This window comes from Streptomyces sp. NBC_00846 (assembly GCF_045207325.1).
Lineage (GTDB): Bacteria > Actinomycetota > Actinomycetes > Streptomycetales > Streptomycetaceae > Streptomyces.
This window is the reverse complement of record NZ_CP108846.1, coordinates 5,344,883-5,357,279: the sequence shown is the minus strand read 5'-3', so window position 1 is coordinate 5,357,279 and position 12,397 is coordinate 5,344,883. Positions and strand designations below refer to the sequence as shown.

Sequence of the window (12,397 nt, the reverse complement as noted above, 5' to 3'; positions counted from 1 at the left end):
CCCGGGGCGCCGCCCCTGTCGCCCGGTTCGAGGCCGCCGCCCGTCCCGTCCCGTTCCCGTTCCTCCCGCCCCGCTCCGCTCCGCCAACACCCTCCGAGGAGGCTGTCCCCGTGACCGCCCGCAAGCCCTCCCGTACATCGCCCGCCCGCACCGAAGCCGAGATCGAGGCCGAGGTCGAGGTCGAGGCCCCGCAAGCCCCACCGGTGACACCGGCCGGCAAGGCATCCCCCGCGGCCCCGGCGAAGGCGGCTGCCCAGCCCCCTCCGGAACCGGCCGGCTCCGCCAAGCGGAAGAGGCCCGCGTCCAAGCGAGCCGATGCCGGTGCCGGTGCCGATTCCGGTGCCGTTTCCGGTGTTACGCCGCCGCTTCGCCGGGGAGGAGCCGGCAGCCAGGGAGTACGCAAGGCGCAGCCCCTCGACGAGGGCGACCGGGCCCGGCTGCTGTACGGCGAGTACCACGCCCCGCACGACGTGCTCGGCGCCCACACGGGCCGCAGCGGCGTGACCTTCCGGGTGCTGCGCCCGTACGCGCGGTCCGTCACCGTGCTCGCCAAGGGGCTGCGGGCCCAGCTGCACGACGACGGCGACGGCCTCTTCTCGGGCCTGCTGCCGATGCCCGCGCTCCCCGAGTACCAACTCCTGGTCGCCTACGACGACAACGAGATCGCGGTGCAGGACCCGTACCGCTTCCTGCCCGCGCTCGGCGATCTCGATCTGCATCTGATCGGCGAGGGGCGGCACGAGGAGCTGTGGACCGCCCTCGGCGCGCAGCCCATGCAACACCAGGGCGTTCCGGGTACCCGGTTCACCGTATGGGCCCCCGACGCGCGCGGAGTGCGGGTCGTCGGTGACTTCAACTTCTGGGACGGCACCGGCTTCCCGATGCGTTCGCTCGGCTCCAGCGGGGTGTGGGAGCTGTTCCTGCCGGGAATCGGGGAGGGTGCGCTCTACAAGTTCGACATCTGCCGCCCGGACGGTTCGCACACCACGCGCGCCGACCCGATGGCCCGCCGCACCGAGGTCCCGCCCGCCACCGCCTCGATCGTGACGGCCTCGCACCACGAGTGGCGGGACCAGGAGTGGATGGCCCACCGGGGCGACGTACCGGTGCACGAGGCGCCGTTCTCCGTGTACGAGGTGCATCTGCCGTCCTGGCGCCCGGGGCTCACGTACCGCGAGTTGGCCACCCAACTCCCTCGGTACGTAAAGGATCTGGCATTCACCCATGTGGAGATGATGCCGGTCTCCGAGCATCCCTTCGGTGGTTCGTGGGGCTATCAGGTCACCGGCTTCTACTCGCCGACGTCGCGACTGGGCACACCGGACGACTTCCGATTCCTCGTCGATGCGCTGCACCGGGCCGGCATCGGCGTCATCGTCGACTGGGTGCCCGCGCACTTCCCGCGCGACGACTGGGCGCTCGCGGAGTTCGACGGCCGTCCGCTGTACGAACACTCGGACCAGTCGCGGGCGGCGCATCCGGACTGGGGCACTCTGGAGTTCGACTACGGCCGCAAGGAGGTACGCAACTTCCTCGTCGCCAACGCGACTTACTGGTGCGAGGAGTTCCACATCGACGGACTGCGGGTCGATGCCGTCGCCTCGATGCTCTATCTCGACTACTCGCGCGAGGACGGGGACTGGTCCCCGAACGAGCGTGGCGGCCGGGAGAATCTGGACGCCGTCTCCTTCCTCCAGGAGATGAACGCCACCGTCTACCGGCGCAATCCGGGCGTCGTCACCATCGCCGAGGAGTCCACCGCCTGGAACGGCGTCACCCGCGCCACCCACCATGTCGGCCCCGACGGCTTCGGTGGGCTCGGCTTCGGGCTGAAGTGGAACATGGGCTGGATGCACGACTCCCTCCAGTACATGTCGAAGGAGCCGGTGCACCGCAAGTACCACCACAACGAGATGACCTTCTCGATGGTGTACGCGTACAGCGAGAACTTCGTCCTGCCGATCTCGCACGACGAGGTGGTGCACGGAAAGCAGGCGCTGGTCAGCAAGATGCCCGGCGACTGGTGGCAGCGGCGCGCCAACCACCGGGCGTACCTCGGCTTCATGTGGGCCCACCCGGGCAAGCAACTCCTCTTCATGGGGCAGGAGTTCGCGCAGGGAGCGGAGTGGTCCGAGGGGCACGGCCCGGACTGGTGGCTGCTCGACCCCTCGTACGAGGCGGAAAGCGACCACCGGGGCGTACGCACTCTGGTCGGCGACCTGAACGCGGTGTACGCCGGCACGCCCGCGCTCTGGCAGCGCGACACCGTCCCGGAGGGCTTCGACTGGGTGGACGGCGGCGCGGCCGAGGACAACGCCTTCGCCTTCCTGCGCTACGACGCGCACGGCTCGCCGCTGCTCGCCGTCTGCAACTTCTCCCCGGTGGTGCGGCAGGGCTACCGCATCGGCGTGCCGGACGTCCTCGGCGATCAGGTCGCGTGGGTGGAGGTCCTCAACACGGACGCCGCCCGGTACGGCGGCAGCGACGTGCGCCGTACCGGCCCGCTGAAGCCCGAACGGGTGGCCGCGCACGGCCGTCCCCGCAGCATCCTGCTGACGCTGCCGCCGCTGGCGACGGTCTGGTTCAAGCCCGTGTGAGCCGGGTGGAGGGGCCCGCGACGACCACCGGGCCTTGCCCGACGTCGCCGTGGCGGCTTGACGGCGCGGGCCCGTCCCGTCGGAGGAGCCGTTGTCCGGCTTCGGTTCGACCCGCGCCACTGTCGACCCCCTGCACGGTGGTCACACCAGCTTGGCCAGATCGTGGTTGAGTTCGACCACGTTGACGTGTTCCTGCCCCAGGAAGCCCAGAACGCGTCCCTGGACGTGCTGGGCGACCAGCGCCCTGACCTCGGCGGGCGCGAGGTGGCGGGCCTTCGCGACACGGTCGACCTGTTCGTAGGCGTAGGCCGGGGAGATCGCCGGGTCGAGGCCGGAGCCGCTGGCGGTCACGGCGTCCGGGGGGACCGACGAGAGCGGAACTCCGTCAAAGGCGGCGACGGCGGCAAGACGGCTGTGGACGGTCTCGATCAGATCGGTGTTGTTCGGTCCAAGGTTGGAGGCGCCTGAGCTCTCGGGGTCGTAGCCGCCCGTGGACGGGCGGGGCTGGAACCACGTGGGGTCGGGGCGCAGCAGCTCCTGCGCGCCCTGGGGATTCTTCTTCGGCAGTGTGAAGTTCTGGCCGATCAGTGAGGAGGCCACCGGCTTGCCGTTCGTCGTCAGCAGCGAGCCGTTGGCCTGGTGGGAGAAACCGGCCTGGGCGATGGCGGTGACGAGCAGCGGATAGGCGATGCCGGTGAGCAGGGTGAACACGAGAAGCATCCGCAGGGCGGTCAGATGGTGCCGGAGTACGGGGGGAAGGTGGGTGCGCACCGTGGGATCGCCTTCTTTCTTCCGTCGGGGCGTCTGTCAGCGCAGTCCGGGGATGAACTGGATGAGGAGGTCGAGGAGTTTGATGCCCACGAAGGGCAGTACCAGCCCGCCGAGCCCGTACATCCAGATGTTGTGGCCGAGCAGTTTCGCGGCGGAGGACGGCCGGTAGCGCACACCACGCAGCGCGAGCGGGATCAGCGCGATGATGATCAGCGCGTTGAACACGATCGCGGAGGCGATCGCCGAGGTCGGACTGTGCAGGCGCATGATGTTGAGTTTGTCCAGGCCCGGGTAGACCATCGCGAACATGGCCGGGATGATCGCGAAGTACTTCGCGACGTCGTTGGCGATCGAGAACGTCGTCAGCGCGCCACGGGTCATCAGCAGCTGTTTGCCGATCTCGACGATCTCGATCAGCTTGGTCGGGTTGGAGTCCAGGTCCACCATGTTCCCGGCCTCCTTGGCGGCCGAGGTACCGGTGTTCATCGCCACGCCGACATCGGCCTGGGCGAGCGCGGGCGCGTCGTTCGTACCGTCGCCCGTCATCGCGACCAGCTTGCCGCCCGCCTGTTCGCGCCGGATCAGGGCCATCTTGTCCTCGGGTGCGGCCTCGGCGAGGAAGTCGTCCACCCCCGCCTCCTGGGCGATGGCGCGCGCGGTCAGCGGGTTGTCGCCGGTGATCATGACGGTTCTGATGCCCATGCGGCGCAGTTCGTCGAAGCGTTCGCGCATGCCTTCCTTGACGACGTCCTTCAGGTGGATGACGCCGAGGACCCGGGCGCTGCGAGCTTCGCCCTGACGGGTCACTTCGCCGACGACCAGGGGGGTGCCGCCGCTCGCGGCGATTCCGTCGACGATGGCTCCGACCTCTGCCGTGGGGTGGCCGCCGTTGTCACGGACCCAGCGCATCACTGCCGTCGCCGCTCCCTTGCGCAAAGACCGATGGTCCTGAGGATCACTGATGTCGACACCACTCATCCGGCTCTGGGCGGTGAAGGGTACGAACTGTGCCGTGGCCAGTTCGCCCTCGCTACGGCCGCGCAGCGCGTATTGCTCCTTCGCGAGGACGACGATCGAGCGGCCCTCGGGCGTCTCGTCGGCGATCGACGACAGTTGGGCGGCATCCGCGAGTTCTTCGGTGATCACCCCGTCCACCGGCAGGAACTCGGCGGCCTGGCGGTTGCCGAGGGTGATGGTGCCGGTCTTGTCGAGCAGCAGGGTATTGACGTCGCCCGCGGCCTCCACCGCGCGCCCGGACATCGCCAGCACGTTGCGCTGCACGAGGCGGTCCATGCCCGCGATGCCGATCGCCGACAGCAGCGCCCCGATCGTCGTGGGGATCAGGGCAACGACGAGGGCGACGAGGACGACGATGGTCTGCTCGGCCCCCGCGAAGATGGCGAAGGGTTGCAGGGTCGCCACCGCGATCAGGAAAATGATCGTGAGGGATGCGAGCAGGATGTTGAGTGCGATCTCGTTCGGTGTCTTCTGCCTCGCGGCTCCCTCCACGAGTGCGATCATCCGGTCGATGAAGGTCTCCCCCGGCTTCGAGGTGATCTTCACTACGATCCGGTCCGAGAGCACCTTGGTGCCGCCCGTGACCGCCGACCGGTCACCACCGGACTCGCGGATCACCGGCGCCGACTCGCCCGTGATGGCCGATTCGTCGACGCTCGCGATGCCCTCGACCACATCGCCGTCGCCGGGGATGGTCTGCCCGGCCTCGACGACGACATGATCGCCCAGACGGAGATCGACGCCCGGAACCTCCTCCTCTGCGGCGTCGGTCGCGCCGGGCCGCCAGCCGGTGAGACGGCGGGCCGTCGTCGTCGTCCTGGTGCGGCGCAGGGTCTCCGCCTGGGCCTTGCCGCGTCCCTCGGCCACGGCTTCGGCGAGATTGGCGAAGAGCGACGTCAGCCAGAGCCATGCCGTGATCACCCAGGCGAAGACACTGGGCATGCTGATGGCCGACAGCGTGGTCAGCACCGCCCCGACCTCCACCACGAACATGACGGGGTTGTGGACCATCAAGCGCGGATCCAGCTTGCCCAGGGCTTCGGGGAAGGACGTCAGAAGTTGCTTGGGATCGAGCAGTCCGCCCGGGACCCGGTGCTGCCGGCGTCCGGAGCCGGGCGGGGTGGGAGCGGAAGTGGCGGTCGTGGACATCAGTGCAGACCCTCCGCAAGGGGGCCGAGCGCGAGCGCGGGGAAGTACGTCAGACCGACGACGATGAGGATCACTCCGGTCAGCAGACCGACGAACTGGGGCCGGTGAGTGGGCAGGGTGCCCGCGGTGACCGGAACGGGCTGCTGCCCGGCGAGCGAGCCGGCGAGCGCCAGGACGAACACCATCGGCAGGAACCGGCCGACGAGCATGACCACACCGAGCGTGGTGTTGTACCAGACGGTGTTCGCGCTCAGCCCCGCGAACGCCGACCCGTTGTTGTTCGCAGCCGACGCGAAGGCGTACAGGACCTCGGAGAAGCCGTGCGGTCCGGAGTTGAGCATCGCGGCCCTTTCACCCGGGAACGCCATCGCCAGCCCCGCACCGACCAGCACGAGCGCGGGCGTGGTCAGGATGTAGAGCGAGGCGAACTTCATCTCCCGGCCCCGGAGCTTCTTGCCCAGGTACTCGGGCGTACGGCCGACCATCAGTCCGGCTACGAAGACCGTGACGATCGCCAGGATCAGGATTCCGTAGAGCCCGGATCCGGTGCCGCCGGGCGCGATCTCCCCCAGCATCATGTTGAAGATCGTCATTCCGCCGCCGCCCGGCGTGTACGAGTCGTGGGAGGAGTTGGTCGCTCCGCACGACGTAAGGGTGGTGGATGCGGCGAACAGGGCGGAGGCCCAGATCCCGAACCGCGCCTCCTTGCCCTCCGTCATTCCGCCGGCCGCGTGACCAGCCGTGCTGCTGACGCTGTGCAGCTCGTTGACGGTCACGAGGGCGACCGATGCACCCCAGATCAGTACCATCACGGCAACGATCGCGTAGCCCTGCCGGTTGTCGCCGACCATCGTCCCGAAAGTCCGCGGCAGCGAGAACGCGATGACCAGCATGAGGTAGATCTCGATCAGGTTGGTGAAGGCGTTGGGGTTCTCGAAGGGGTGGGCGGAGTTCGCGTTGTAGAAACCACCGCCGTTGGTGCCCAGTTGCTTGATGGCCTCCTGGGAGGCGACGGGACCCCCGGTCATGCCCTGGTGTCCGCCTGCGATGGTGGTGATGTCGTGGATTCCGTGGAAATTCTGAACGGTTCCGGCGGCCACCAGAACGATCGCGAAGACGAATGCCAGGGGCAGCAGAACGCGAAGCACGATCCGGGTCAGGTCGACCCAGAAATTTCCGACGCGATCGGTCTTCTTCCTGACGAAACCCCGGATCAGTGCGGCGACGACGGCGATACCCACAGCCGCCGAGACGAAATTCTGCACCGCGAGGCCCGCCATCTGGACCAGGTGCCCCATGGTCGATTCACCGGAATACGACTGCCAGTTGGTATTGGTGACGAAGGATGCCGCGGTGTTGAACGACTGGGCCGGACTGACCGGCTTCATTCCCAGAGACAGCAGGAGATGGTTCTGCAGGCGAAGGAATGCGTACAGGAACACTACCGACACTGCGGAGAACGCCAGAGTGCTGCGCAGGTAGACCGGCCACGTCTGGTCGGCGTCGCCGTTCACTCCGCCTGCCCGGTAGATCAGACGTTCCGCCCGCCCATGGCGATCGGTGGTCAGGACGCGGGCCGTATAGTCGCCCAACGGCCGAAACGAGAGTCCCAGCGCGACGGCCAGGGCGAGTACTTGGAGCCATCCCGCGAGAGTGTCGTTCATCCGGCCTCTCCGCCTAGAACTTCTCAGGGAAAATCAGGCAGGCGACCAGGTAGATCACGAGGCATACGGCAACGATCAAGCCCACGATGTTTTCCGCGCTCACAGACGTCCGACCCCCTTTGCGACCAGACCAATAAGTGCGAACACCACGACCGTGAGGCCGATGAACGCCACGTCCGGCATACGCGAAGCACCTCACAGAAGCATCAGAGGCGGGGCTGCTCACCCCGGTCGGAATATGGCGCGACGGATATGGCGCGAAAGCTATTTTTGACGCTATATCAGTTCGCTACGGGAGTGGCCTGATGCTCCGCGGGCCGATCAGGTGAACGTGGAGCGTGGGGATTCACCCGGCATGGCCGAACATCACGCCGCCACCGGGCGCGGCGCTCGGAAGAGTGAGCGCCACCGAGAAGGCGGCGCCGCCGTCCTCGATGGTCGTCTCCAGGGCACCGTTCATGGCTTCGGCGAGGTCGCGCGACAGCCGCAGAGCCAGACTGTCACCGCGGGTACTCGATGCCCGGGCGGCTGCTTTGCCCGGCTCCGGGCCCGGGCCGTGCGTCCCGTCCTTCACCTGGATCACCAGCCGGTCGCCCCGGGCCTCGGCGGTGAAGACGGGGGGCCAATCCGGGGGGCTGTGCCGCAGTGCGTCGGCCCCGAGTGCGGTCAGGGCACGGGTGAGGAGCGCGGCGTCGGCGATCACGTCAGGAAGCTGTTCCGGCAGGCGCAGAACGATCGAGTGTCCACCGGGCCCGAGGTCGTCCAAGGCGGCGCCCAGTGCCTCATTGAGGTCGACCGGGCGGAGGTAGAGGTCGAGGGCCCCGGCATGCAGACGGCTCAGATCGTCGAGATCGGTGACCAACTGCGCCGCCCGGTGCACGGCCGCCCGGGCCGCGTCCAAAAGCCGGGCCTCCTCGGGAACCGGCTCGCCGGCACGCCGACGCCGCAAGCGCTGGAGCGCCTCCTCGGCGGTGTGCAAGGGCGCACGCAGATCGCGGCCCGCTACGCCGCGTCAGGCGCCTGAAAAGCAACGGTACTTGCCGGTGCGGGTCGGCTCTGTCATTCCGTAAGGTTCCGGGTTCTCCGCCCGGAGGCCGGTCGTTACCGTCCCAAGCGATTGTCACCCAGCGGTCGGACAGACCGTCATGGCGCTTCCAAGGAGGACACGTTGACCGCACATAACCCTACCCGCAGGAGCATGCTCAAGTCCGCCGGCGGGCTCACCGCCGCCATGGCTCTGGGCACCGGAGGCGTGCTCGCGTCGGCATCGACGGCCGCGGCAGCCAGTGACGGCTTCGGCCTGCACATCGTGGAGCACAACGAGGGCGACCCCCGGATGTGGTATTACCGGTTCCAGACCTCCGCGATCGGCTGGAACCCCGGCGTCAACGTTCTGCTGCCCGACGACTACCACTGGAGCGGCCGCACCTACCCCGTCCTGTACCTCTTCCACGGCGGCGGCACGGACCAGGACTTCATCACCTTCGACCGCGAGCGCATCCGTGACTGGACCGCCGGCAAGCGGCTCATCGTGGTCATGCCCGACGGCGGTCACGCCGGCTGGTATTCCAACCCCGTCAGCTCCAACGTCGGCCCCCGTAACTGGGAACACTTCCACATCAACCAGCTGCTGCCCTGGGTCGAGGCCAACTTCCGTACGTTCGCCGAATACGACGGCCGGGCCGTGAGCGGGTTCTCCATGGGCGGCTTCGGTGCGCTCAAGTACGCCGCCAAGTACTACGGCCACTTCGCCTCCGTCAGCGCCCACTCCGGCCCGGCCAGCCTTCGCCGTGACGGCGGCCTCGTCGCCCACTGGGCCAACGCCTCAGCCGCGTACCTGGACCTGAACGGCGGCACCATCTACGGCGCGCCGTTCTGGGACGAAGCGCGGGTGAATGCCGACAACCCCGTGCAGCGGATCGAGAGCTACCGCAACAAGCGGGTCTTCCTCGTCGCCGGCACCAGCCCCGACCCGATCAACTGGTTCGACACCATCAACGAGAACCAGGTGCTCGCGGGGCAGCGGGAGTTCCGCGGGCTGCTCGACCGAGCCGGGATCCCGCACGAGTCGTACGAGGTGCCCGGTGGCCACTTCATCCGCCACGACATGCTGCAGCGCGACATCAACGGCGTCATCGCCCGCCTGCGCAAAGCGTGACGGGGGGACGTCACATGTCGCACGCCAGCTCGCCGTGGTGCGCACCGCGCCTCGTGCTCGCGACGGTCGTGGCCCTGCTGTCGGGCCTGCTCGTGACCGCCTCAGCCGCCGCCCAGGTCCCTGCGCAGGCCACCGCCCAGGTCACCGGGTTCGCCGCCGCCTGCCCGACCACCGGATTCATCTCCCAGGGACACAGCTCGTCGCACAACGGCATCGACATCGCAGCCGACTACGGCACCCCGATCTACGCCGTCGGCGACGGCAAGGTGACCATCTCGGGGTACGAACCCGGCTACGGCCAGTGGATCCGTGTGCTGCACCCCGACCAGACCATCACCGAGTACGGCCACATGTACCAGCGGGACGTCCAGGTGGGCGACCACGTCGTGGCGGGTCAGCGGATCGCCCTGATGGGCAGCGAGGGCCAGTCCTCCGGTCCCCACCTCCACCTGCGGGTCTGGGTGGACGCGGGTGCGAGCAGGAGCACCAACCCCATCCCCTACCTGGCGGAACGCGGCATCAGCGTGCCCTGTACGCCCGGCACCGGCCCCCGTCCCACGCCGTTGGTGCATCCGGCGGAGTCGGGGCGGGTGGTGTCGGCGCGTTCGGCGGACGGACGCCTGGAAACTTTCGCGGCGGGTGCCGACGGCATCCATCACGCATGGCAGGTGGGGGTGAACGGCAGCTGGTCGGAGTGGGAGTTCCTGGGCGGTCCGAGCGGTGCCGAGCTGGCGATCGGCCCGAACGCGGACGGACGCCTGGAGGTCTTCGCGATCAACGGCAACGTGTTCCAGCACCGCTACCAGACCGCTCCTTCGGGTAGCTGGTCGGGCTGGGAGAACTTCGGTAGCGGCGGCCGGGACATCGCGGTGGGTGCGAACGCGGACGGACGCCTGGAAGTGTTCGCCTCCGGACCCGTGGGGGTCTTCCACAAGTACCAGACCGCACCGAACAGCGGCTGGTCGGACTGGGAATCCGCGGGCGGTGGTCCCGCGAACAGCCGGATCGAGATGGAGAAGGCACCCGACGGGCGTCTTGAGGCCTTCGCGATCAACGGTGACGTGTTCCAGCACCAGTACCAGACCGCCGTCAACGGCGGCTGGTCCGCCTGGGAGAACTTCGGCGGCGGGGGCCGTGACCTGACCGTGGACCACAACCAGGACGGACGCCTCGAAGTCTTCGCCTCCGGACCCGTCGGAGTCTTCCACAAGTACCAGACCAACCCCACCAGTTGGTCCGACTGGGAACCGACCGGCGGCCCCGCCGACGCCCAGCTGACCAGTCAACTGACCGCTGACGGCCGGGTGGAGGTCTTCGCGATCAACGGCAGTGTCGCCCAGCACCTCTGGCAGAACGGGGTGAACGCCCCGTACGGCCAATGGGAGTCCTTCGGCACCGGCGGCACGGAGATCACCGCAGTGGCCAACGGCGACGGCCGCATCGAAGTCCTCGCGACCAGCAACGCCGGCGTCTACCACAAATGGCAGACCGGCTTCTCGACCTGGTCCGACTGGGCCTGGCTCAACCGTACGTCCGGTCCTGCCGTCAGTTGAGGAGACACCAGGTGAGAACTGTGCAGCAAGCTCACAGATCGCCCCATCGCGCCATCCTGGCGACGCTCGCCTCCCTGCTGCTCGCGGCAGGTGTCCTGGCCGGCGCTTCGCCCGCGTACGCCGCGCCGAGCGACTTGTGCGCCCAGGTCGGCTACAACGCCGGTTTCCGGGGTGACCGTCTGGTGACCGCCGTCGCCGTCGCCCTCGCCGAATCCAGCTGCAACCCTACGGCGACCAACGTCCAGAACAACACGCCCCCGTCCACGGACCGCGGCCTGTGGCAGATCAATGACTACTGGCACCCCGAGGTCGACAACGCCTGCGCCTTCGACCCCCAGTGCAACGCGAACGCGGCCTTCGCCATCTCCTCCGGCGGCCGCAACTGGCAGCCCTGGTCCACCTACAACCAGGGTGCGCACCGGCGGCACATGGACGAAGCGCAGGCCGCGGTGGACCGTCTCGGCCACCACGAGCCCGGACCCCGTCCGTTGGTGTATCCGGCGGAGTCGGGGCGGGTGGTGTCGGCGCGTTCGGCGGACGGCCGTCTGGAAACTTTCGTGGCGGGTGCCGACGGCATCCATCACGCATGGCAGGTGGGGGTGAACGGCAGCTGGTCGGAGTGGGAGTTCCTGGGCGGTCCGAGCGGTGCCGAGCTGGCGATCGGCCCGAACGCGGACGGACGCCTGGAGGTCTTCGCGATCAACGGCAGCGTGTTCCAGCACCGGTACCAGACCGCTCCTTCGGGTAGCTGGTCGGGATGGGAGAACTTCGGTAGCGGCGGCCGGGACATCGCGGTGGGTGCGAACGCGGACGGACGCCTGGAAGTGTTCGCCTCCGGACCCGTGGGGGTCTTCCACAAGTACCAGACCGCACCGAACAGCGGCTGGTCGGACTGGGAATCCGCGGGCGGTGGTCCCGCGAACAGCCGGATCGAGATGGAGAAGGCACCCGACGGGCGTCTTGAGGCCTTCGCGATCAACGGTGACGTGTTCCAGCACCAGTACCAGACCGCCGTCAACGGCGGCTGGTCCGCCTGGGAGAACTTCGGCGGCGGGGGCCGTGACCTGACCGTGGACCACAACCAGGACGGACGCCTCGAAGTCTTCGCCTCCGGACCCGTCGGAGTCTTCCACAAGTACCAGACCAACCCCACCAGTTGGTCCGACTGGGAACCGACCAGTGGCCCCGCCGACAGCCAGCTCAGCAGTGAACGCTCGCCCGACGGCCGGGTGGAGGTCTTCGCGATCAACGGCAGTGTCGCCCAGCACCTCTGGCAGAACGGGGTGAACGCCCCGTACGGCCAATGGGAGTCCTTCGGCACCGGCGGCACGGAGATCACCGCGGCGACCAACGCCGACGGCCGCATCGAGGTCCTCGCAACCAGCAACGCCGGCGTCTACCACAAATGGCAGACCGGCTTCTCGACCTGGTCCGACTGGGCCTGGCTCAACCGTACGTCCGGTCCCGCCGTCAACTGACCCCACCCGG

At 68.5% G+C, this 12,397-nt stretch carries 9 protein-coding genes; 4 read left to right on the top strand and 5 right to left on the bottom strand.

Features of this window, described 5'->3' with window-relative positions:
* The first annotated feature begins 110 nt into the window (after positions 1-110).
* A complete protein-coding gene (glgB, locus tag OG936_RS24775; protein ID WP_406497529.1) occupies positions 111-2,597 on the top strand; it encodes a 1,4-alpha-glucan branching enzyme in 2,487 nt (828 codons plus the stop codon).
* 141 nt (positions 2,598-2,738) lie between these two features.
* Here glgB and kdpC read toward each other — a convergent pair whose 3' ends face one another.
* The 5 genes from kdpC to OG936_RS24750 all read right to left on the bottom strand — a co-directional run bounded on the left by kdpC (position 2,739) and on the right by OG936_RS24750 (position 8,177).
* The gene (gene kdpC / locus OG936_RS24770; protein ID WP_406497527.1) at positions 2,739-3,368 is read right to left on the bottom strand and encodes a potassium-transporting ATPase subunit KdpC; all 630 of its coding nucleotides are present in this window, start codon (positions 3,366-3,368) and stop codon (positions 2,739-2,741) included.
* A gap of 36 nt (positions 3,369-3,404) precedes the next feature.
* Positions 3,405-5,534, bottom strand: a complete 2,130-nt coding sequence (kdpB, locus tag OG936_RS24765; RefSeq protein ID WP_406497525.1) for a potassium-transporting ATPase subunit KdpB — start codon at positions 5,532-5,534, stop codon at positions 3,405-3,407.
* A complete protein-coding gene (gene kdpA / locus OG936_RS24760) occupies positions 5,534-7,198 on the bottom strand; it encodes a potassium-transporting ATPase subunit KdpA (protein ID WP_406497523.1) in 1,665 nt (554 codons plus the stop codon). Before kdpA ends, kdpB begins: the two co-directional genes overlap by 1 nt.
* Before the next feature lie 13 nt (positions 7,199-7,211).
* Positions 7,212-7,283: a K(+)-transporting ATPase subunit F gene (gene kdpF, locus OG936_RS24755; RefSeq protein ID WP_266752464.1), complete on the bottom strand. Its 72-nt coding sequence runs from the start codon at positions 7,281-7,283 to the stop codon at positions 7,212-7,214.
* Positions 7,284-7,544: 261 nt separating this feature from the next.
* The gene (locus tag OG936_RS24750) at positions 7,545-8,177 is read right to left on the bottom strand and encodes a sensor histidine kinase (protein ID WP_406497521.1); all 633 of its coding nucleotides are present in this window, start codon (positions 8,175-8,177) and stop codon (positions 7,545-7,547) included.
* 219 nt (positions 8,178-8,396) lie between these two features.
* On the opposite strand from OG936_RS24750, the gene OG936_RS24745 reads away from it, so the two are divergent.
* The 3 genes from OG936_RS24745 to OG936_RS24735 are packed head-to-tail and all read left to right on the top strand — an operon-like array spanning position 8,397 to position 12,387.
* Positions 8,397-9,356, top strand: a complete 960-nt coding sequence (locus tag OG936_RS24745; protein ID WP_383751055.1) for an alpha/beta hydrolase — start codon at positions 8,397-8,399, stop codon at positions 9,354-9,356.
* 14 nt (positions 9,357-9,370) lie between these two features.
* Positions 9,371-10,909, top strand: coding sequence for a peptidoglycan DD-metalloendopeptidase family protein (locus OG936_RS24740; protein ID WP_406497520.1), 1,539 nt, complete (start codon positions 9,371-9,373; stop codon positions 10,907-10,909).
* A gap of 11 nt (positions 10,910-10,920) precedes the next feature.
* Positions 10,921-12,387, top strand: a complete 1,467-nt coding sequence (locus OG936_RS24735; protein ID WP_406497518.1) for a transglycosylase SLT domain-containing protein — start codon at positions 10,921-10,923, stop codon at positions 12,385-12,387.
* Positions 12,388-12,397: the final 10 nt, after the last annotated feature.